The sequence below is a fragment of the Acinetobacter entericus genome (assembly GCF_026168575.1).
GTDB classification, from domain to species: domain Bacteria; phylum Pseudomonadota; class Gammaproteobacteria; order Pseudomonadales; family Moraxellaceae; genus Acinetobacter; species Acinetobacter bouvetii.
Genome location: NZ_JAPEQW010000035.1, coordinates 1 through 22813, shown reverse-complemented (window position 1 = coordinate 22813; position 22813 = coordinate 1). Strand labels below are relative to the sequence as shown.

The 22813-nt window shown below is 43.6% G+C and carries 20 protein-coding genes; 16 read left to right on the top strand and 4 right to left on the bottom strand.

Translation table 11 applies throughout. The features are described from left to right. From OKC24_RS17395 to OKC24_RS17350, 10 genes are all read left to right on the top strand, one after another. Positions 1 to 247: citrate/2-methylcitrate synthase (locus tag OKC24_RS17395; RefSeq protein WP_307735404.1), on the top strand; the 247-nt coding region annotated here is incomplete at its 5' end. 683 nt (positions 248 to 930) lie between these two features. Further along, on the top strand, positions 931 to 1683 hold the full coding sequence (gene hutC / locus OKC24_RS17390; RefSeq protein ID WP_005011098.1) for a histidine utilization transcriptional repressor HutC: 753 nt from the start codon (positions 931 to 933) through the stop codon (positions 1681 to 1683). Beyond that, complete coding sequence (locus tag OKC24_RS17385; RefSeq protein WP_131276416.1) at positions 1680 to 2273, top strand: HutD/Ves family protein; 594 nt, start codon at positions 1680 to 1682, stop codon at positions 2271 to 2273. The genes hutC and OKC24_RS17385 overlap by 4 nt, the downstream gene beginning before the upstream one ends. 241 nt (positions 2274 to 2514) lie before the next feature. Continuing rightward, complete coding sequence (gene hutU / locus OKC24_RS17380) at positions 2515 to 4179, top strand: urocanate hydratase (RefSeq protein WP_131276415.1); 1665 nt, start codon at positions 2515 to 2517, stop codon at positions 4177 to 4179. A gap of 95 nt (positions 4180 to 4274) precedes the next feature. Then, positions 4275 to 5807: a histidine ammonia-lyase gene (gene hutH, locus OKC24_RS17375; RefSeq protein WP_131276414.1), complete on the top strand. Its 1533-nt coding sequence runs from the start codon at positions 4275 to 4277 to the stop codon at positions 5805 to 5807. Positions 5808 to 5880: 73 nt separating this feature from the next. Next, on the top strand, positions 5881 to 7305 hold the full coding sequence (hutT, locus tag OKC24_RS17370) for an L-histidine transporter HutT (RefSeq protein WP_130148624.1): 1425 nt from the start codon (positions 5881 to 5883) through the stop codon (positions 7303 to 7305). A 53-nt stretch (positions 7306 to 7358) separates the two neighbouring features. Continuing rightward, positions 7359 to 8561: an imidazolonepropionase gene (hutI, locus tag OKC24_RS17365; protein WP_131276413.1), complete on the top strand. Its 1203-nt coding sequence runs from the start codon at positions 7359 to 7361 to the stop codon at positions 8559 to 8561. Between the two features lie 45 nt (positions 8562 to 8606). Beyond that, positions 8607 to 9542 (top strand): formimidoylglutamase, encoded by a 936-nt coding sequence (gene hutG / locus OKC24_RS17360; RefSeq protein WP_131276412.1) that lies wholly within the window; start codon positions 8607 to 8609, stop codon positions 9540 to 9542. A 14-nt stretch (positions 9543 to 9556) separates the two neighbouring features. Next, the gene (locus tag OKC24_RS17355; protein WP_130148630.1) at positions 9557 to 10831 is read left to right on the top strand and encodes a Glu/Leu/Phe/Val family dehydrogenase; all 1275 of its coding nucleotides are present in this window, start codon (positions 9557 to 9559) and stop codon (positions 10829 to 10831) included. Between the two features lie 540 nt (positions 10832 to 11371). After that, a complete protein-coding gene (locus tag OKC24_RS17350) occupies positions 11372 to 11578 on the top strand; it encodes a hypothetical protein (RefSeq protein ID WP_005011084.1) in 207 nt (68 codons plus the stop codon). A gap of 134 nt (positions 11579 to 11712) precedes the next feature. Here OKC24_RS17350 and OKC24_RS17345 read toward each other — a convergent pair whose 3' ends face one another. The 3 genes from OKC24_RS17345 to OKC24_RS17335 form a co-directional block, all read right to left on the bottom strand. Further along, on the bottom strand, positions 11713 to 12072 hold the full coding sequence (locus tag OKC24_RS17345) for a hypothetical protein (RefSeq protein ID WP_131276411.1): 360 nt from the start codon (positions 12070 to 12072) through the stop codon (positions 11713 to 11715). Positions 12073 to 12318: 246 nt separating this feature from the next. Beyond that, on the bottom strand, positions 12319 to 12966 hold the full coding sequence (locus OKC24_RS17340) for a hypothetical protein (protein WP_131276410.1): 648 nt from the start codon (positions 12964 to 12966) through the stop codon (positions 12319 to 12321). Between the two features lie 99 nt (positions 12967 to 13065). Beyond that, entirely contained in the window at positions 13066 to 13764 is a 699-nt protein-coding gene (locus OKC24_RS17335) for a putative quorum-sensing-regulated virulence factor (RefSeq protein ID WP_131276409.1), read from the bottom strand. 508 nt (positions 13765 to 14272) lie between these two features. Between OKC24_RS17335 and OKC24_RS17330 the strand changes: the two genes are divergently transcribed. The 3 genes from OKC24_RS17330 to rnk all read left to right on the top strand — a co-directional run bounded on the left by OKC24_RS17330 (position 14273) and on the right by rnk (position 17517). Continuing rightward, entirely contained in the window at positions 14273 to 15532 is a 1260-nt protein-coding gene (locus tag OKC24_RS17330; protein ID WP_131276408.1) for an alpha/beta hydrolase family protein, read from the top strand. A gap of 155 nt (positions 15533 to 15687) precedes the next feature. Beyond that, positions 15688 to 16944: a serine hydroxymethyltransferase gene (gene glyA, locus OKC24_RS17325; protein ID WP_131276407.1), complete on the top strand. Its 1257-nt coding sequence runs from the start codon at positions 15688 to 15690 to the stop codon at positions 16942 to 16944. 168 nt (positions 16945 to 17112) lie between these two features. Beyond that, on the top strand, positions 17113 to 17517 hold the full coding sequence (gene rnk / locus OKC24_RS17320) for a nucleoside diphosphate kinase regulator (RefSeq protein ID WP_005011074.1): 405 nt from the start codon (positions 17113 to 17115) through the stop codon (positions 17515 to 17517). An 86-nt stretch (positions 17518 to 17603) separates the two neighbouring features. On the opposite strand, the gene OKC24_RS17315 is transcribed toward rnk, so the two are convergent. Further along, on the bottom strand, positions 17604 to 19148 hold the full coding sequence (locus OKC24_RS17315; RefSeq protein ID WP_265466052.1) for a hypothetical protein: 1545 nt from the start codon (positions 19146 to 19148) through the stop codon (positions 17604 to 17606). A gap of 425 nt (positions 19149 to 19573) precedes the next feature. Between OKC24_RS17315 and OKC24_RS17310 the strand changes: the two genes are divergently transcribed. From OKC24_RS17310 to OKC24_RS17300, 3 genes are read left to right on the top strand one after another with little or no spacing between them, the layout of a single operon-like run. Further along, positions 19574 to 20365, top strand: coding sequence for a tellurium resistance protein (locus OKC24_RS17310; protein ID WP_130148642.1), 792 nt, complete (start codon positions 19574 to 19576; stop codon positions 20363 to 20365). Positions 20366 to 20382: 17 nt separating this feature from the next. Next, positions 20383 to 21540 (top strand): toxic anion resistance protein, encoded by a 1158-nt coding sequence (locus tag OKC24_RS17305; protein ID WP_265466051.1) that lies wholly within the window; start codon positions 20383 to 20385, stop codon positions 21538 to 21540. A gap of 56 nt (positions 21541 to 21596) precedes the next feature. After that, the gene (locus tag OKC24_RS17300; protein WP_131276405.1) at positions 21597 to 22514 is read left to right on the top strand and encodes a hypothetical protein; all 918 of its coding nucleotides are present in this window, start codon (positions 21597 to 21599) and stop codon (positions 22512 to 22514) included. The last annotated feature ends 299 nt before the right edge of the window (positions 22515 to 22813 follow it).

The window sequence follows — 22813 nt, the reverse complement described above, 5'->3', positions numbered from 1 at the left end:
TGAAGAAGTGATGTGGCGCGAGAAGAAATTATTCTGCAATGCAGACTTTTTCCATGCATCGGCTTATCATTTCATGGATATTGCGACCAAACTGTTCACGCCCATCTTCGTAATGAGCCGGGTAACCGGCTGGGCAGCGCATGTGATGGAGCAGCGTGCAGACAACCGCATTATCCGCCCAAGTGCGGATTATACCGGTCCTGAACTGCGTAAAGTGGTGTCAATTGAAGAACGTGAAGCTGCTTAATGGACTACTTTAAGCTGTAGTTCAGCATCATGTTTAATGCATTAAAGAGTGCTGAAAAGATTTATGCTGAACCTTGATTAAGGATTACACATAGATAGAAACGCTGCAGGAACATTTCTGCAGCGTTTCTTATTGGATGCATTAGATTAAGCTCACTATTTAAAAAAAATCTGGATTAGCTGGGATTTAGTTGCAGTCCATTCGGCGCTTAACTGAACATCAGGAGCGCTGACCGTATGAACCGTGCGATAGCATTTGAGCAGCCCCATAAATCATCTTTGCGGCTGCACCTCGATACTGTTTTCCTTTACGAATTTTCAGTGACGCAATTTCCATCTGATTCAATGGTTCCTTAGCGCGCTTCGAAGGCATAATGGTCAGAATGACACATCATCCTTTGATGAAGCGTGGCATAGGATCGGAGCCGCAGTGCTGGTTGGAATCTTCAAAATGGACAGTTTTCTTTGATTTTTTTATTTAATTTACATTAGCTTATCTTTCTAAAATTCGATGACCATACAGCTCATCTCTGACAGCCGCTAAAAAATACAACTTGTATATACAAGTTTGGTGAATTGAGTATAATCAAATTCAGATATTGATCTTGCCAGTTTGCCGCATTGTGTGCAGGCATTAGAAGATCGGTATCCAATTTTTAAAGCGGTTCTTTGCAGAGATAAAAAATGCCCATCAGCACTTCAACAGAAGAAAATAAAACACCCCTAGGATTAGAAGCGCCTTCGCCTTTATATGCGCAGGTGAAACAGTTTATTCAGAGCAAAATTTACAGCGGCGAATGGAAAGTGAATGACAAGATTCCTTCTGAAAGTGAATTGGTCAAACTCTTAGGCTGCAGCCGGATGACGGTGAACCGCGCGCTGCGCGAATTGACCGCGGATAAAATGCTGGTGCGCGTACAAGGGGTGGGTTCATTTGTTGCAGAAGGGCAAGGCCATTCCGCATTATTTCAAATTAATAATATTGCAGATGAAATTCTGGCGCGCAATCACAGTCACCGCGCAGAAGTGATAAAGTTAGATAAAATTAAAGCGGATGTGCAGCAAGCTTTATTTATGCAAACGAAAGAAGGCGAGCCTCTTTTTCATTCCATTATTATTCATTATGAAAATGAAGTGCCGGTGCAAATTGAAGACCGTCTGGTTAATGCTGCGCTCATTCCTGATTATTTAAAGCAGGATTTCAGCAAGATTACCCCCAATGCTTATTTAATGGCACAGGCGCCGGTCACCGAAGGTGAACATATCGTAGAAGCGGTATTGGCGAATACGCAAGAATGCAAATGGCTGAAAATTACCAAACAGGAACCCTGCCTGCTCATCCGCCGCCGAACATGGTCAAATAAGCACCTGATTTCCAGCGCGCGGTTGACTTATCCGGGCAGCCGCTATTATTTGGAAGGGAAGTTTGTGCAATGATTCAGCTGCTCAAATTGCATGATTTTCAAAAAATGCCGTGGAAAAATGGTTTAGGATTTACCCTTGAGATTGCTCGAAAGCCGTCAGCTGAAACGGGGGATTTTGACTGGCGTGTGTCTATGGCGGATGTGGAAAATGACGGCGAATTTTCTTTTTTTTCCGGGAAAAAGCGCATTATTTCCACACTGAGCGGTATGGGGATGCAGCTCAGTATTGCAGATCAGCCGCATGTTGATATTTGCTCTCGAAATTTATGTGCTTTTGATGGAGAGCAGCCTGTGTATTGCCGGCTGCTGAATGGCCCAATCCGTGACTTAAACCTGATTTATCGTGCGGATAAAGTTTTCCCGCGCATGCAGTGGCTGACAGGAAGCCATAGTCAAACTATCCTGTCTGCGGCGCAGGACATGCTTATTTTTAATATGGCAGACATGATGCAAGTTTCTGTCGCAGCGCAAAGTTATACATTAAATGCTTTTGATTGCCTGAAAATATCCAATCAGGATGAAGCGCTGACGCTGCAGTTGCCGCAAAATTCAGCCAAGGATTGCTGTTTGATTGAGCTGTTTGCACGTTCCAGCTCACGATAAAATGCCAATAAATCGCATAAATATTCATACTACAACTAAAGTTAAAAAACTTTAAAACCAATTAAAACATTTGCTTATTTACTAATTTCATCTTTTTGAAGAAAAGGGTCTTTTCAAAGATTAAAAGTCATGCATATTATATGTACATGTATATACAAGTAAGCACATGTTTATATCAATGCTGATTGGATGCAAAGAATACAATTACAGTAAGTTCAAAGGAAGGAGTCCGACTGTGACCATGACTAAATTTCGCGATGTAGAAATCCGCGCGCCGCGCGGTACAACCCTCAATGCAAAAAGCTGGCTGACTGAAGCGCCTTTACGCATGCTGATGAATAATTTAGATCCTGATGTTGCAGAAAATCCGAAAGAGTTAGTGGTGTATGGCGGTATTGGCCGTGCAGCGCGCAACTGGGAATGCTATGACAAAATTGTTGAAACACTGAAAGATTTAGAAGACTACGAAACGCTATTGGTGCAATCAGGCAAGCCAGTAGGCGTATTCAAAACGCATAAAGATGCGCCGCGAGTATTGATTGCGAACTCCAACCTTGTGCCGCATTGGGCAAACTGGAAGCATTTCAATGAAATGGATGCCAAAGGTTTGGCTATGTATGGCCAAATGACAGCAGGTTCATGGATTTACATTGGCAGTCAAGGCATCGTGCAAGGCACATATGAAACTTTTGTGGAAGCAGGCCGTCAGCACTATAACGGCGATTTAACAGGCCGCTGGGTATTGACTGCGGGCTTAGGCGGCATGGGGGGCGCACAGCCATTGGCCGCAACTTTAGCCGGTGCCTGCTCTTTAAATATTGAATGCCAGCAGGCAAGCATCGATTTCCGCTTACGTACCCGCTATGTCGATGAGCAAGCAGCTGATTTGGATGATGCACTCGTGCGTATTGACCGCTATACCAAAGAGGGCAAAGCCATTTCTATTGCATTGCATGGCAATGCGGCAGAGATTTTACCTGAGCTGGTTCGCCGCGGTATCCGTCCAGATATGGTGACAGACCAAACGAGTGCGCATGATCCGTTGAATGGCTATTTACCAGTTGGATGGACTTGGGAAGAATACCGTGAGCGCGCGCAAACAGAACCCGACGCTGTGGTAAAAGCTGCCAAGCAGTCGATGGCGCAGCATGTACAGGCAATGCTGGACTTCCAGAAAATGGGTGTGCCGACTTTTGACTATGGCAACAATATCCGTCAAATGGCCAAAGAAGAAGGCGTAGAAAACGCATTTGACTTCCTAGGCTTTGTACCTGCATATATCCGCCCATTATTCTGCCGCGGCATTGGACCATTCCGCTGGGCAGCGCTTTCGGGTGACCCTGAAGATATTTACAAAACTGATGCAAAAGTGAAAGAACTGATCCCTGATGATGAGCATTTGCATCACTGGCTGGATATGGCGCGTGAACGCATTGCATTCCAAGGCTTGCCAGCGCGTATTTGCTGGGTAGGCTTAGGCCTGCGTGCAAAATTGGGCTTGGCATTCAACGAAATGGTGCGCTCGGGTGAACTGTCTGCGCCGGTTGTGATTGGCCGTGACCATTTGGATTCCGGCTCTGTGTCCAGTCCAAACCGTGAAACAGAATCGATGCAGGATGGTTCAGATGCGGTATCGGATTGGCCACTGCTGAATGCTTTGCTGAATACTGCGGGCGGCGCAACCTGGGTCTCTTTGCATCATGGCGGCGGTGTCGGCATGGGTTTTTCACAGCACTCGGGCGTGGTCATTGTCTGTGACGGTACAGATGAAGCTGCAGAGCGTATTGCCCGAGTATTGACCAATGACCCTGCGACAGGTGTAATGCGCCATGCAGATGCGGGTTATGATATTGCAATTGATTGCGCGAAGGAACAAGGCTTAAATTTACCGATGATTACCGGTTAAGGCTGAGCTAAGCAAGGAATGCTGCTGATTCATCTTCATCTCTCATTCATGATGAATCAGCAGCATATAAAAGAATAGGATATAGGGCTGTATACATGGAACTTTTAATTCAACCAGGCAAACTGAATCTCGCAGATTTACGCGAAGCCTTTTTAAAGCCAATCAAAGTAAAACTGGATGAGCAGGCGATTCCTGCGATTCAGGCCAGTGTAGATTGTGTAGAACAGATTATCCGTGAGGGCCGGACGGCATACGGCATCAATACAGGTTTTGGTTTATTGGCCTCAACTAAAATTGCGCAAGAAGATTTAGAACAATTGCAGCGCTCGCTGGTGCTGTCTCACGCTGCTGGCGTGGGCGAAGCTTTAGACGACTCGATGGTTCGCTTGATTATGCTGCTCAAAGCTAACAGCTTGGCGCGCGGCTTTTCCGGCATCCGCTTAAAAGTGATTGAAGCGCTGTTGGCGTTAATTAATGCTGAAGTTTATCCGCATATTCCATTGAAAGGTTCAGTCGGTGCCTCAGGCGATTTAGCGCCGCTTGCGCATATGTCGTTGGTGCTGCTGGGTGAAAGCAAAGCGCGCTATAAAGGTGAATGGCTGCCAGCCGTTGAGGCGCTGAAAATTGCAGGCTTAGAGCCGATTGCTTTGGCTGCCAAAGAAGGCCTAGCACTGTTGAATGGTACGCAAGTATCCACCGCATATGCATTGCGCGGGTTATTTGAAGCAGAAGATTTATTTGCTGCAGCGACCGTTTGCGGCAGCTTAAGTGTTGAAGCAATGCTCGGTTCACGGTCTCCATTTGATGCGCGCGTGCATGAAGTGCGCGGCCAGCGCGGTCAAATTGATGTGGCAGCGGCATACCGTGACTTATTAACTGAAGAAAGTGAAATCGGTCATTCACATGAAGACTGTGAAAAAGTGCAGGATCCATATTCACTGCGCTGTCAGCCGCAAGTGATGGGCGCATGCTTAACCCAAATCCGTCAGGCTGCTGAAGTCCTTGAAATTGAAGCCAATGCGGTTTCAGACAACCCATTGGTCTTTGCCAAAGAAGGCGATGTAATTTCGGGCGGCAATTTCCATGCAGAACCTGTCGCTATGGCCGCGGATAATCTTGCCTTGGCGATTGCGGAAGTTGGCTCATTGTCTGAACGCCGTATCTCGATGATGATGGACCGCCACATGTCGCAGCTTCCGCCGTTCTTGGTGGAAAATGGCGGCGTCAATTCGGGCTTTATGATTGCACAGGTGACTGCGGCTGCACTGGCAAGCGATAACAAAGCATTGGCGCATCCTGCAAGCGTGGACAGTCTGCCGACATCGGCAAATCAGGAAGACCATGTGTCGATGGCGCCAAATGCCGGCAAGCGCTTATGGTATATGGCGGACAATGTACGCGGCATTTTAGCGATTGAATGGCTGGGTGCATGCCAAGGCCTGGATTTCCGTAAAGGCTTAAAAAGCTCTGTGAAATTGGAGCGTGCGCGTAAAGCGCTGCGTGATCATGTTCCTTATTACAGTGAAGACCGTTTCTTCGCGCCGGATATTGAACAGGCGAGTGAATTATTGGCCAGCGGCTGCTTAAACGTGTTGATCCTTGATGGTTTGCTGCCAAGCCTAAAATAAGTTTGTGATTGAGAATAGGGCCGCATGATGCGGCCCGATCAAATAAAAATTTCCTCATGGATTGGAGATCAAAATGTCACAAGAAGCATCACAAAGTTCCACCTTGCAGCGGGGACTCAATACCCGCCATATCCGGTTTTTAGCTTTAGGTTCAGCCATTGGCACTGGCCTGTTTTACGGTTCGGCAACAGCCATTCAAATGGCAGGGCCATCCGTTTTAATCGCCTATATTGTTGCGGGTATTGCGATTTATATCGTGATGCGCGCCTTAGGCGAAATGTCTGTACATAACCCAGTTTCCGGCTCATTCAGCCATTATGCCAGCCAGTACATCAGTCCATTTGCAGGCTTTACGACAGGGTGGACCTACGTCTTTGAAATGATCATTGTGGCGCTGGCGGATGTCACTGCTTTTGGTATTTACATGGGCTTTTGGTATCCCGATGTGCCGCGCTGGATCTGGATTTTATCGCTGATTATGTTCCTCGGCGGCATCAATTTAATCCATGTCAAAGTCTTTGGTGAGCTGGAATTTTGGCTATCGATTATTAAAGTAACCGCTATTATTGCCATGATTGTCGGCGGTTTTGGCCTCATGCTTTATGGCTTCCATGCAGATCACAGCACCGCTGCTGCGGGCTTGCAAAACCTATGGATTCATGACGGCTTTATGCCAAATGGTATTGGCGGATTGATTGCATGTTTGTCTGTAGTGGTGTTTGCTTTTGGCGGTATTGAAATTATTGGTATTACTGCTGGTGAAACCGCAGAACCGAAAAAGTCGATTCCTAAAGCCATCAATGCAGTGCCTGTACGTATACTACTGTTCTATGTCTTGACCATTTTTGTACTCATGGCGATTTTCCCTTGGAATCAGATTGGTACACAAGGCAGCCCGTTTGTGCAGATTTTTGAAAATCTGGGCATTGGTTCAGCAGCCACTATTTTAAATATCGTGGTGATTTCAGCCGCTGTCTCTGCCATTAACAGTGATGTCTTTGGCGCAGGACGCATGCTTTACGGCATGGCGCAAGATGGCCAAGCGCCAAAAGTATTCACTAAATTGTCTAAAAATGGTGTGCCTTGGATGACCGTTGTGGTGATGGCAGGTGTGCTTTTGATTGGTGTAGTGCTGAATTATCTGATTCCCAAAAATATTTTCATCATCATTGCCTCGATTGCGACTTTTGCCACAGTTTGGGTGTGGCTGATGATTTTGCTGTCACAAATTGGCATGCGCCGTAAATTGTCTGCCGCTGAAATTAAAGCTTTGGATTTCCCAGTCGTGGGCTGGCCGTATGCACCTGCATTCGCTGTGGCATTCATGCTGTTTATTTTGGGCATCATCGCGTATTTCCCAGATTCTCGCCCTGCGATCTATGTCGGTGCTGCATGGCTGGTAATTTTATGGATTGCGTACATTGTGAAAGTACGCCCAAAGATGAACTTGAATCATGCGAACAGCAATACAGCACAACAATTTGAATCTAACTCCTAATACTTAAATGTTTCCGCCAAGGCATGCGCTAAGGCGGAACAGGAAATACAACGATGAAGCTTTGGTTGAATTGTCATATTGCGACTATGCAGCATGGTCAATACAGCATAATTGAACATGCTGCGATGCTGACGGACGGTGAACGGATTCGCTGGATTGGTCCGCAAGCTGAGCGTCCAGCTGTAGTGTTGACTGAACAAATCGATCTGCATGGGGCTTGGGTGACGCCGGGCTTGATTGACTGTCATACACATAGTGTATTTGGCGGCAACCGCAGTGTTGAGTTTGAGCAGCGCCTGCAAGGTGTGAGATATGCCGAAATTGCTAAAAATGGCGGCGGTATTGCCAGTACCGTTCGTGCAACCCGTGAAGCCAGTCATGCAGAATTATTCCATTCAGCTCAGCAGCGAATTTTAAACTTACTCAAAGACGGTGTAACCACGATTGAGATTAAATCGGGTTATGGGCTGGATTTAGTTAATGAACGCAAAATGCTGCAAGTGATTCGGCAGTTAGGTAATGCTTTGCCAATGACGGTGCGCAGCACCTGCTTGGCTGCCCATGCTTTGCCGCCTGAATTTAAAGATGCCAGTGATGAGTATATTGATTATATCTGTACAGAAATGCTGCCGCAGCTGCATGCAGAAAACTTAGTTGATGCGGTAGATGCCTTTTGTGAGCATTTGGCTTTCTCTCCCAGCCAAGTGGAGCGGGTTTTCCAAACGGCGCAGTCGCTGAATTTGCCTATTAAATTGCACGCTGAACAGCTGTCTGCATTAGGCGGTTCAAGTCTGGCGGCCAAGTATCAAGCTTTATCGGCAGATCATCTCGAATATATGACTGAGGACGATGTAAAAGCCATGGCGGCATCAGATACAGTTGCCGTGCTTTTACCGGGTGCGTTTTATTTACTGCGGGAAACACAGTATCCGCCTATAGAAAGCTTAGTTGCACATGGGGTGAAAATTGCCCTATCGACCGATTTAAATCCCGGAACGTCACCAGTTTTATCCCTTCGTTTAATGATGAATATGGGCAGTACCTTGTTCCGCTTAACTCCTGAACAGGTTTTGGCGGGCGTGACGATTCATGCTGCACAGGCTTTGGGGCTGCAGGATACGCATGGCAGCTTAGATGTCGGAAAAATTGCAGACTTCGTGGTGTGGGATATTGAACATCCTTCAGAAATCACTTACTGGCTTGGCGGTGATTTAAAGAAGCAAGTCATTCAAAAAGGCAAATTAATTCAGTTTTAAATTTTTTCTTCAAAAAATTGAGTTTGAAGAATAACAGGATGAATTATGGATCAGTCATTTCAATGGCAGGGCAGGCATGATGGCGATGGCGCAGAACATATGCGCATCTTTCATGTGGTCAATCAGTCTGATACTGCCGATTTTGCGATACTGGGCTTTAGCTCTGACGAAGGCGTACGCCGAAACCGAGGCCGGACTGGCGCGGCGGATGCGCCGGATCTAATCCGTCAGCAGCTGGCGAATCTGCCTATACATGCGCCGATCCTCATTCAGGATATGGGTACAGTGGTCTGCGTGGACGGCGGGCTGGAAAAGGCGCAAGCTGAATTGGCGGGCCAAGTGGAATCGGCCTTGCAGCAGGGTATGCAGCCGATTGTATTGGGCGGCGGCCATGAAATTGCTTTTGGCAGTTTTAGCGGTATTTTTCAATACATTCAAAAAAGTCAGCCGGATCTCAACATTGGCATCATCAATTTTGATGCGCATTTCGATTTGCGTGAAGCTGATCAAGCAACTTCAGGAACACCATTTTTACAGGCCGCGAAACTGTCTGAGCAGCATGGCAAAGCCTTTCATTATCTATGTATTGGCGTAGCTAAACACTCGAATACACAAAAACTGTTTCAGACTGCTGACCGCTTGGGCTGCCATTATATTTTTGATGATGAAATAGAAATGAGCCATTTAGCGGTTTTGAAAAACAAATTAGATCATTTTATTGATGCTGTAGATGTGCTGTATGTCACGGTTGATTTAGATGTATTTGCAGCATCCATTGCGCCGGGTGTCAGTGCACCTGCAGTCAAAGGCATTGATCTGCGTATTTTTGAACATTTAATGAAACATATACACGACAGCGGAAAGATCAAACTGCTGGATATTGCTGAATGTAATCCTCACTTTGATCAGGACAATATTACCGCGCGGCTGGCGGCATTCATTGCCTATCAATACATGTTTTATCCAAAGAAAAATCAATAATCAGAGGACCTGAAATGTCTAATCTCTCTTATGCCAATGGCGGCAACGGTGCATGGCAAACTTTTTTGGCGCAAGTCGACCGCGTTGCGCCGTATCTTAGCGAAGACTTGGCGGACTATGTCGATACGTTAAAGCGCCCTAAACGCGCGCTGATTGTGGATGTTCCGATCATTATGGATGACGGTTCAATTCAGCATTTTGAAGGCTACCGTGTGCAGCACAACCTTTCACGCGGGCCGGGCAAAGGCGGTATCCGCTACCATCCGGATGTTGAGTTAAATGAAGTCATGGCGCTGGCGGCTTGGATGACTATCAAAACAGCCGTATTAAATTTGCCTTTTGGGGGCGCAAAGGGCGGTGTGCGTGTAGATCCGCGCAAATTGTCTGCACGTGAACTCGAACGTTTAACGCGCCGTTTTACCAGTGAAATCGCGCACATTATTGGCCCGCAAAAAGACATTCCTGCACCGGATGTCGGCACCAACCCCAATGTTATGGGCTGGATGATGGATACCTATTCATCTGGACAGGGCTATACAGTCACTGGTGTGGTAACCGGCAAGCCCGTGCATTTAGGCGGTTCTTTAGGCCGCGTAAAAGCAACAGGACGGGGCGTTTATATTACTGGCTGCCAAGTTGCTGAAAAACTCAGCCTGAATATTGAAAATGCCAAGGTCAGCATTCAAGGCTTTGGCAATGTGGGCAGTGAGGCGGCCAATTTATTCTATTTATCCAATGCCAAGATTGTATGCATTCAAGACCATACAGGAACTATTTTTAACGCAAGCGGCATTGAGCTGAATGCATTGCATGCCTATATAGAGCAGCATCAAGGTGTTGACGGTTTTGAAGGCGCAGAGCGAATTGACAATGAAGCATTTTGGGATGTGGAAACAGATATTATTATCCCAGCTGCTTTAGAAGGGCAGATTACAGTAGAGCGCGCGCACCGTCTAAAAGCCAAAATGATTTTGGAAGGCGCAAATGGGCCGACTTATCCTGAGGCCGACGACATTCTGAATGAACGAGGCATCATGATTGTCCCTGATGTGATCTGTAATGCTGGCGGTGTGACGGTCAGTTATTTCGAATGGGTGCAGGATATGGCGAGCTATTTCTGGAGTGAGGCGGAAATTAATGATCGTTTAGACAAGCTGATGGTGCAGGCCGTTGAAGATGTTTGGGCGTGCGCACATGACAATGGCTGCACGTTGCGCACCGCGGCTTATATTTTGGCGTGCGAACGCATTTTAAAAGCGCGTAAAGAGAGAGGAATTTTCCCTGGATAAGGGTTTGAACCTTTTGATTAGATTATTTACATTTAAAAATCAGTTGATTAAGATGATTGGCGCGAAGCAATATAAATGCGAATCCATTGTCCGCCTTATATTGCAGAATTTCAATTGTATTTATTTTGAGTGATTGTGCTGAAGTGTAAAAGCCCCTTGCCAGCATAAAATACAGTGCTATATTGATACTACAGTAGGTCGTAAAACAAAAGACGCTACTATTGAGTTGGACGGATCAATGACAGCTAATTGAGTCGCAAACTTCGGTTAAGACAAAAAATCAGCACTAGCCTTCCAACATAGAGCCCGCAGCAATGCGGGCTTTTTTAATGCCTGTTTTCTAGGGGGTATTTATAGATAAACTGCAATAAAAGGTGAGTTATTGTCATACAATTTACAGAGTAATTTGTTATCTTATTGATTTATATTTAATTAAATTTTTATTAAGTTACAATGCCAAGAAATCTAACATTTTTTGCGAAGGTGAATATCAGGGCATGTGCTATAAAAATGCTAATTCAAAGAAATAGAGTAATGACTATGACCAATATGATTGATATTAAAGTGAAGAATCAGTATAGCCAAATTGTCGATGCCCAAGCCTTGCTGAATTCGGCATCTGAAACGCAGGATATGATTAAAAGAATTGAACATATTGTGGTAGATGGGGAAGTGATTTTACCGAGTATTGAGCTGTTATTCGAAAGCCAAAATTCATCCAGCATTTATAAAGTGATTGAAGCTTAATTCAATCAGATATGATGTTAAAAAACTCACTTCAACGGGTGAGCTTTTTATTTTCCCACCTGCTGTCAATCCAGTTTTTATTGCCTCAATGTCTGAAGGATCTTTTAGGCCGGCATTCGATAGTGGTTGGCTGCCTATAGGTTCACGTCTTGCTTAATATTGACACAGACATCATATCGCTCAAATTCTTTTAAAATGGTTTGTATAACTGCCTGTGCCTGCGGGGATTCAGGCAAAAAAATAAGCTCTTGATTTATGCTGCTGTCAAAGCATTCAATATTTTCAATTTTCCAAAAATTGTCGGCCGGGCTGTTGTGCATAATTAGGCGGCGCGGCTGTAGATGCTCACATACTTGGCGCGGCAGCACATGCGTAATGGCCAGCTGAATATGGGCTAAGTCATCTTGAGGGCTTAAAAATGTAATAATCCAATTGCCTACTTTGCTAAGCTGCATAGGATTATCAAAAGTGTCAAACTGTAAATAATACGCCATAACTCCAAATGCTCCCCCAGAAATATTTTCTAGCCTATATATGCGCTGAATGGCTCAAAAAAACCATTAAAACAAAGTCGTAGTAAAAAAAATGTAAAATGGGAGTTTAAAATTTCACTCATAAAAAGCAATAAAATTCATAAAGATAAGATTTTATCTGTACAAAATTAATGAGCTGTTAAGTCATTTTTTGGATGAGAACCCATGAAATAACTCTTAATTCGGAACGTTTTGCAGCGGCAAAAATTAAGCGGATTGAAGCTTGCGCATGCTCAGATTTACTTGCTGCAAAGCATGACTCAGCAATTTTGGAACAATCCTTGATTCCTGCAGCAGAGTAATCCATTGAATTTGGCACATTTTCAGCTGAGAAACTTGCTCCGCCGCTTGAATATTCAGTATCAGCTGTTTGGCCATTAAGCCGCAATACTGCTGCAGATGCTGCATCATAAATTGCTTCAATTCATCAAACGCCAAAGGGCTTAAAGATTCGATTGGCACATCTGCAGCAGTGATGGGCTGTGCTGGCCCAGTTGCAGCTTGAGCCTTTTCCAGCTGAAAAGAATAATCTTCAGTTGCTGTAGTAGAGGATGGAACACTTAAAGCTGTATGAATTTCGGAAGGCTGCGTTAAAATTTGGGGCTGCGGCTCAACGGCTGCTTCTTCCCGTTTCTGCAGCGGTTCGGCATGATTTTTTTCTTTAAAAATTAAACCCAAATCAATCAATTGCTGCAGCAGGTCAGGCTCTGCAATGCGATACTTCATGGCTGTATTCAAAGCCGAAAAATCATCTGTGCCAATCAGCACCAGCAGCCTTCGCTGTCTGGCATTCAGCGGCAGATCGCGAAGCTTGAGTGTACGGAAACCCAATTCAGTTTTATAAAATGTATCCATGCCTTAATTTATTCCCCAATAAATTAAGGCACATCATATTGTGTGAAAATTACACTTGCATGAAGCTTTTATGACAATGCCGTTGAGGATTTTAAATCATTAAAGTGTTGTGATTGCGGAATTTTCCAGCGCTTTGCGCAGGTAAGGATCCAAATCTTCCTGACGCATCAGCCATTGCACATAATCTGCCGGCAAATCAGCAATGGCTGTGCCGCGGTGTTTGCCGAAATTAATGCTGCGCGGAATGCGGGCATCTTCAGACGCTGCATACAGTTCTTCAATGCTGTTGATTTTTAAGTGATGGACGATATGCATTAAAATATTTGCTGTCAAAATGATGTCCATGTCGGCACGGTGCGCTTTACGGATCATTTCACGCGCTTTTTCGCTGCCTTTGCTGATCATGTAAATAAGCGCGGATATATTGTGCGCTTCGGCATTCGGCCAGACTAAGCGCGCTAAAGCAAGCGTGCAGATGGCTTTAATGCGGGTTGAATCTACCCCGCATTTTTCTAAAGCGCGGATGTCATAATCAATATTGTGGCCAATGATATACAGCGTATCTTCAGGCAGCTTGAAGGTTGTGTAATGGGGCTTATTTTCTAGATCAGATTCTAGAATATGATGCACCGCCATGGCTGCAAATGAGATAGGTTCATCAACGCTATAGAGCTGATCAAAAAGCTGCGACTTATCTAAAGTAATTTTGTGGTCTGAAATTTGAATAGGCGCATATGCAATTTCAATCGGCTGGCCATTTAAAGTATGAGTTTCGGTATCGAGAATTATGGCTTGCATAACCTATTCCATCAGGAGAGTGTATTAAAGCGTTCAATTTATCATTTGCCTAAGTTATTGACAAACCGTAGTTAAAGAATTGGCAGGGCTTGATGTCATCCGCGTATTAAAGATTGCGCATTTATGAGCGTTTAGTTTTTTTGATACTTCCGTTGAATGAAAATCTTTGATCCGCTTGTATTCAATTTTTTAACCCTGATTGATTGCTGCGGATTCACTGTGGGCATCAGCCAATGGGCAGAGGCTTATAAGCAATTTATTTTTGTTGATGAGCGATCTGCGGCTTTACATTATACGTTCGCGTATTTAGCAGAATTGTGCCGCGGCCAGAGGGTTGAATTAATTTTGTCATTATGTTTTAAATAAAAATATTAAAAACAATGTGATATAAGAAAATTTAGGATTGCGATACCATCGATCTTAAAAGCTATTGTGTTCAGTTGAAATTACGGGTAATACATACTGTTAAATCAAAATTAATAACAAGCAAATGGCGAAGGAACGTAAAATGAAAAAACATGTCTTAACGGTGTTAATCAGCAGCGCATTCTTGCTCACGGCCTGCGGCAGCGGCGATGGGGGAGATTCGACATATGTTGTGGATGATGGAATACCAAAAAATAATATTGCAAATCCTGTTGTGAAAACACAGGTTTATGTTGATGCCAACGCAAATACAAATACAGTATTAGATAATGCAAGCGCTTCTCGTACATTGATGACATATAAAATGCTGGGTGTGAATGGAGCTGAAACTCAAGCTACTGCGCTTGTATTTACGCCGAAAGGAGCAAAACCAGCTGGAGGCTGGCCTATTGTAGCGTGGGCGCATGGTACAACAGGTGTAGCGGATGCTTGTGCGCCAAGTCAGCAAGGTTTGAAGGGCAATGAATATTTTATTGCTAAATTATTAGCAGCCGGCTATGCCGTAGTTGCGCCAGATTATGAAGGTTTAGGAGAACCAAGCGGTAAAGAGCTGCATCCTTTCTTAAATTTAAAAAGTGAAGCCTATTCCATTACCGATGCCGTTGTAGCTGCCAGTAAAAACTTGGGTAATACGACTGAAAAAAGATGGGCTGTTGTTGGGCATTCACAAGGCGGACAGGCGGCACTGGGAGCAGCGCAATATGCTTCTCGCGCTCAGTTAACTTATAAAGGCACAGTTGCTGTAGCGCCTGCGTCGTATTTAAGTTTAATTTTAAATGGCGGTGAGCAAAAAGCCGCAGCTGAATCTGACTTAAACACTAAAATTAGCATTCTTGCGCCTTTAGATACCTTTACGGCACTGATTACTGCAGGATTAAGAAATCCATATCCAGCTTTGAAATATAGTGAAGTCTTTGTATCACCGACTGATCTGGATGCGGCTGAGGCGGAAAGCATTTGTTATGATGTGTTGGGTCAGAAGCTAGGTGGCAAAATGATGGCATATAAAGATCAATATGGGACTTTAGATAATTATCCACGTACTCAGCCAAACTTTATGACGGCTATTCCAGAAGTTAAAAAATTCTTAGAAAATGATTCACAGCCTTTATTGATAAAATTGAATACCCCAATTTTCATTTATCAGGGTTCTAATGATGATACTGTGCCAAAGCAAGTTACAGATATTCTCGTACAGGCTGCAAAAGCAAAAGGAACCAACATTAATTATGTCACTGATAGTGATAATTCAATTGACCCAAAATGGAATCATGGAACAGTTTATACAGACAATTGGGATGAAATTGTACTGGATGTAAAATCTTTCATGCCAATTCAATAACTTGATTTAAATAAAATGCTCATCTTTCTGACGAAGATGGGCATTTTTTTATTTAAAACTGAGCAAACATCCTTCTCAAAATTTATAAACTTCATGCTACAATACGCGCCAATCTTAGCACGGCTTAAAAGCCCTAATTTAATAGGACCTCGCTAATGTTTGCCAACATCTCTATTGCTGAATTTGATCCAGAAATCGCGAAAGCAATTTCTCAAGAAGATGCCCGCCAAGAAGCGCACATCGAACTCATCGCTTCAGAAAACTACTGCTCACCAGCAGTAATGGAAGCTCAAGGGTCAAAACTCACTAACAAATATGCGGAAGGCTACCCAGGCAAACGCTATTACGGCGGCTGCGAATATGTAGACGTAATTGAACAATTAGCGATTGACCGTGCTAAAGAACTTTTCGGCGCTGACTATGCAAACGTTCAGCCGCATGCAGGTTCGCAAGCGAACTCTGCTGTTTACTTAGCGCTTCTTAACCCAGGCGACACAGTACTAGGCATGAGCTTGGCACATGGCGGTCACTTGACTCACGGTGCTAAAGTCAGTTTTTCTGGTAAAACTTACAACGCAATTCAATACGGTTTGAACCCAGAAACTGGCGAAATCGATTACGAAGAAGTTGAACGTTTAGCAGAAGAACACAAGCCGCGCATGATCGTTGCTGGTTTCTCTGCGTACAGCCAAATCGTTGATTGGCAGCGTTTCCGTGACATCGCGGATAAAGTTGGCGCTTACCTGTTTGTAGATATGGCTCACGTTGCTGGCCTTGTTGCTGCTGGCGTATACCCAAGCCCAGTACAAATTGCTGACGTAACGACTACGACTACGCATAAAACACTTCGCGGCCCGCGTTCAGGTTTAATCCTTGCGAAAGCAAACGAAGAAATTGAGAAAAAATTACAGTCAGCTGTATTCCCAGGCAACCAAGGCGGTCCTTTGGTTCACGCTGTAGCGGCTAAAGCAATCTGCTTTAAAGAAGCGATGGCGCCTGAATATAAAGAATACCAAAAGCAAGTTGTCGTAAATGCTAAAGCAATGGCTGAAGTATTAATTGCGCGCGGCTATGACGTTGTTTCTGGCGGTACAGAAAACCACCTGTTCTTGTTGTCTTTAATCAAGCAAGGTGACATCACTGGTAAAGAAGCCGACGCTTGGTTAGGTGCAGCTCACATCACTGTGAACAAGAACTCTGTTCCAAACGATCCGCGTTCTCCATTTGTGACTTCAGGCATCCGTATCGGTACGCCTGCAGTAACCACACGCGGTTTCGGCGAAACTGAAGTGCGTGACTTGGCTGGCTGGATCGCAGACATTTTGGATGCGAAAGGCGATGAAGCAGTGATCAATACTGTGAAAGCTAAAGTTGAAGCGGTTTGCGCGAAATTCCCGGTTTACGCGAAATAAGTTTGACTTGAGAAAAGCCCCTCAAGGGGGCTTTTTTTATGGCCGCAGTAAAAGTATTTACTAGCTGTTTTTCATTAAATTCTGCTATAACAGAATGAAAGTACTTATAACTTTATAATTAGACTGCTGCTATTTTGACGGGTAGATAAGATTCAAAGGAAAATGCAGATGACAAAACCGAACATCATTCTTTCTGAGCAAGACCTGCATCGATTAGAAACCATGCTGGAACATCAATCTAAGTTGACGCCGACCATGGAGCATTTGGAAGAAGAAATGGCGCGTGCAGAGGTAGTGGCGCCTCAAGATGTGCCAGCCAATGTTGTCAGCATGAATGCGAAAGTTTTAATTACGATTGCGCCTGCTATTGAGCCGACAGAAATTACGCTGGTTTATCCGCATGAATTCATCGGAGAGAAAGGCCAAGTTAATGTGCTGGCGCCTGTAGGTGCCGCGATTCTAGGCTTATCTGAGGGTCAAGAAATTGAATGGCCGCAGCCGGATGGCCATATTATGAAAGTTAAAATCGAAAAAGTGCTGTATCAGCCAGAGCGTGAAGGCAATTATTTATAATTACAGCAAGTGATAAGCACTGCGCCGTAATAGGTTAATCATGAATTAAAAACTCCAGATTGGGTTAAATCTGGAGTTTTTATATTTTAGTTTTGACTAAAATTTTGCGGGTAAGGATGTGCTGCCGGTTTGTAATGTGCTGCCCAAACTTTTCGTTCAGTTGGAAGTGGCATTTCAAAGGTATTAATGCCATCAAAAAAAGCCTGCATATTTTCTAAAATCAAAGGCATTTTCTGTTCAGTCATACTATCGCAAGCACTTAAATAAGGTTGAAGAATTTGAAAACCGCGGTAGTCGAAAACAGGAAAATAAGGAACAACTGCGTGTAAATTGATTGCATGTTCTCCATACTGGCGTATATGCAACGAAATCGCATCGGTTCTCAGGTGAGGCAAACAAGCATACATTTCATAAGCCAATATATTATAAGGATAATCTTGCAGGTTAAGTTCGAGCTGTTTTAAGCCAGCGTCGGGCCCATCCATATGTTTAATAAAGGTATTCCCTGGCGGGAAGCTGGTCGGATCCATACTGGCATTTGGATCGTGCCTAGGCATGACACCATGAATAAATTGAAAAACATAACCTAATAAGAAACCCGCTTGATGTAAAGCATCGTGAAAAACTGAGGCCTTATAAGCTGTATTTTCAGGTTGATGGGCTAAATAAAGGGGAGTGCGAATTTTCAAAATATCTTGAATAATTTTGTTGGCATATTGCAATGAGCTGGTTTGAATCACGGGTGAAAATAGAAAATCAGCGATATGGCCCGTCGTAAAAAACACTTGATTATGAATTTGCGCAACACGGCAAGTTTGCAATTGCGGGGCAATTTCACTGCCAATCATTTGGCTGACTTGCTGCGGATTTAACCATCTTAGTGAAGTGCCTGCATGTTGAGCAATGACACGGCCTAAATAACCGCTTAAGTACAAGATAAAGTAAAAGTTGCTTTGTTCTGAAAGAAATTTTTCGGCAGAGGCAATATAGTTCTGACGCAGTTCACGCATTAATTCATCTATGCGGTCTAGACTCTGCAGGGAATAGTCCAAATTAGAAATTTCAACCAATTTTAGAAAGGAGCTGCCACAATTTAGGGTGTAATTCTTTTGATACATATTTTGCAAGGCATGCATTTCTTCAGCAATTTTATTTTTTTCTTCTCCGCCTGCAATCAGCTGATTTAGGATTTCAATTTCGATTTTTTGACTGAAGGTTAAAGGAATGTCTGCTTGCTGAAAGTACTGGTGCACAATCAGCAAAGGGAAAACAATTTTATTATTCAATACAAGGGAATAGTCATATAAGAATGAATCAGGCAAAGAGACTGCACTTTGCGGTAAATTTTTTTTGATTTCACTGCGTGAAAACCACTGTTCTGCTGTGGCTGTGCGTTCTGCTAAAAATTGCCCTAAATGGCTGGCAATCAGCATAAGGCTATTGAGTTGACTTGGTTCAGAATCATGCTGGATATCTAATGTTCCAACTTGTTTGTTAAAAGCAGTGAATAATTGATCAAGGCGCTGAAAGCTTGCAAAGCTTTGATCGAAATTGACTGTGTTGAAAGCATGTACAATATAAAATTCATGCTGATGCTCTGCATTTTTAAAGCGCTGACGAATGTCTTGCATTCGCTGAGTTGCTGATGTGTGAGCAGCAGGTTCATTTTTTAAATAATTGGTTATCATGATGATTCTTTTTAATGTTATTGTTGTCTGAGTATAGAGTAAGCGGCGCGCAGGCTGCTAGAAGCTGACGCTTGAATTTTTAAATATTAAAACGATCTTTTTTTATATTTTTATCGAAAATAAATCTAGTTAGTAGGTATGAGGTTTAGCGTATCGGAGCTGCATATAAAATTTGAAAAAACACAATAAAGCAGTATCGTGAGTTGCAGTGTGCAGCAAAATGAGTATTCGCCCTTCCTGATTTAGAAATTTTTTGAGGCTTTTAACAGTGTTTTGATAGGGGCTTTTAAATTTGCATTGCAAAAAAATACATGAAAAGCTGACCGAAAGACGTAGTATAAAAATGATTTTATTGAGTTTAATTGTTTATGAGTTCAACTGAGGTTTTGGTGGCTATTGCTGACATTCCAGTACATCCGGAAGATGCGCTGACGATTAAGCGCAATGAATTGCTGCCCATGCTGAATGATCCTTACCGCTTGAATCATTATGCGGATCAGTTGATTCAAGCGCAGTCAGCGCTGCTGAAGGGCATCGACCCGCAATTAACGCAGCGGCTGAGCCAAGTGATAGAAAATCTGATTCAGTTGTTATCGGATTCAAAAAAATATTTAAAAAAGCGTAAATTTAATCGGCTGCAGAAATGGCTGGGCTTGGATCTAGAATTCGGTTCTAATCAAGTGGAATATTATAAAAATATAGACCGCAATTTAGATGAAGCCAATCATCTTAGTCAGCGCCTGCAGATTGAGATCCAAAAAGCGCAGTCACGGTTTAATCAGCTGCAGGGGCTGCGCGAGCAAATGGCAAAATATATTCAGGCTGCAGAGGAGTTTTTGCAGGAATATCCCAGCTTTGCACAGCAGCCATTGCCATTGGACAGCTTTGCTGAAAGACTCTCTAAGAAAATCCAAACATTAAAAACATTGCAGGCCAGCAACGATATTGCCATGATGCAAATGCATCTGTCGCAGCAATTATCCTTTTCATTGCTGGACAGATATAAAGAGGCGCAGCAGGTGCTGATACCGGCATGGCAGCATCATGTGCAACAAAGCCAGCAAAGCGGCTCGACAAGTTCATTGGAAAGGCTTGATAATAGCCGTGATAAACTTATTAAAACGTTAAAAAAATCATTAGAGAAGCCCTCTAAAACATAATCCGTACAAGGTGCGCTATGACACATCCAGAAAATACCCAATTACAGGCTGACATTGAACTGAAGGAAACACCAAATACCGGCATTGCCGAGGCTGAGCAAAAATTCCAGCAGCTGGACTTGCAAAGTATTGGTTTGCAGCCCGCTGATTTTCAGGATGTTATGGCGGCGCATAAAGAGCTGGCGGAAATAAATCATAATGCAGTAGCGGAATATGGAAAAAACATTGCCACTAAAACCTCCAGCTATACCGATGAGCTGCTGAATTTAGTTCAAAACAAAGATTTGGATGCCACAGGGCAAAAGTTGAATCAGGTCGTGCAGGTGGCGCAGCAGCTGAATACCAGCAGCATTTTAAATAAATCAAAAAACTCAGGCTTTTTGGGCAGCCTCTTAAGCAAATTTAAAGGCGCTAAAAACAGTTTTGATCAGCACTTTAATACCACCAAAGAGCAAATTGATGCTTTGGTAAAAGAAATTGAAACCTCGCAGAATGGCTTGAAAGCGCGGGTGAATACGCTGGATAAAATGTTTGGCGGTGTTCAGGAAGAATATAAGCAGCTGGGGGTTTATGTGGCTGCGGGCAAGCTGAAAGAGCAAGAGATTCAGCAGGAAATTGCGGTTTTGACGGCGCAAGAGCAGGATCAGTCCACCACACAAAAGATATATGACCTGAATCATTTGGCAAATAATTTGGAAAAGCGGGTGAGTGATTTGCAGGTGCTGCAGCAGTCTGCTATGCAGACTTTGCCGATGATCCGGATTATTCAATCCAATAATTTAATGCTGGTTGATAAATTCTACGCGATTAAGAACATTACGCTGCCGGCGTGGAAAAACCAAATCAGCTTGGCGATTTCACTGCAAGAGCAAAAAAATAGCGTACAGCTGGCGAATAGTATTGATGATGCCACCAATGAGCTGCTGAAACGCAATGCCGATCTGCTGCATCAGAACTCGGTAGATACGGCCAAAGCCAATCAGCGTTCAGTGATTGATATTGAAACACTTGAACATGTACAGAATACCCTCATTAAAACAGTAAATGATGTCATCCAAATCCAGAAAGAAGGCATGCAGAAGCGTGACGAAGCGGCCAGCCGTTTGCGTACCCTTCAGGATAATTTGAATCATTTGGTTCTTGAGTCCAGCTCAAGCGGGTCAAAGCCGAACTAAGTCATCTTATGCATGTGCTTAGGGAGGCCGTTTAAAAACAGTTCAGGAGAACTTATTTGCCTCCCTTAGATGACTATGCGCTCAATCCGCAGCAGCTGCAAAATGGTCTTCAGATTTTAAAAAAACGTCAGCGCAATTTGATGCTGCTGACCGCCGCATCTGCTGCAGCGCTCATTGCTTCAGTGATTGGGCTGTTTATGCAGCAGGAATTTGTCTACAGTTTCTTTGGCTTGACCACGCAGGTCGAGCAGCTGCATCTGCCCAGCAGCATTGCTGGAGATTTTGCGTCTTTGGGCCATCAATCCGATTATTTTATTAATTTGCTGTCATGGTTCGGCTGGCTGTTTTTAAAGCTGTTTGCTGCTTTTGTCGGGGCATTTATTGCTGTGCATCTGCTTAGGAAAATTCGGTTTTTCTATGTGCGCTTTCAGTCTTTTGTCCTTAAATTTGTGGGCTGGCTGATTGCATTTATGCTGATTTGGGGCGCTTTAACCTATGTTCAGTACGACTGGAACAGCGGTCAGAACCAAGAATATCAGCAGCTGGTTCAATATGACAAAAATATACAGGACAGTGAAATATCCCATTATTTGACCGATTCAGATTTGCCTGCTCCAGTGAGAAGCTATTTATTGGCGCAAGCGGCGCTGCTGCATCATCCTGCTGACCGCGCTGCGGCAATACCTCAAGTGCAAGCTTTAATTCAGGCAGAAAAAAATGATCCGCAGTTTTTAGAATATGGCTTTAAGCCTGAGCAGCTGTGGACGATGCAGCATCAGCTGTTTCAAAAAACCATAACGCCTATGGCGCAGAGCGTCAGTAAACAGGTGGCGCAGGCTGAACTGCTAAACAGCGCTTTAAGATGGGTACTGATGTTTGTTATTGCGCTGGCTGCTTTGCTGAGTTTAATTTTATACGCATTGGCTCGGCAGATTAAAAATAGGACAGTACGGATTGAACAGCGTATTCAGTGACTCGTTGGACTCTATTCATTATTTCCGTTGAAATAAGCGTGAATTAAAAGATTAATTTTTATGTTTTGGTTCAGGTATATTGAAAAATATTCTTTGATACCCATATATAAATCGTTGTTATTCAGGTTGTTTTATTATTTTGATTTGATAATTCGATCATTTTTATAAAAACAAACTGTTTTACCTATTTATTAAAATCTCCTATTATTCACTTATCAAATAAATATTGACTCCTTTGGAGGCGTTAGCAATGTTGGATCAAAATACTTCTGCTCAATTAAAAACTCTGCTTGAACGTT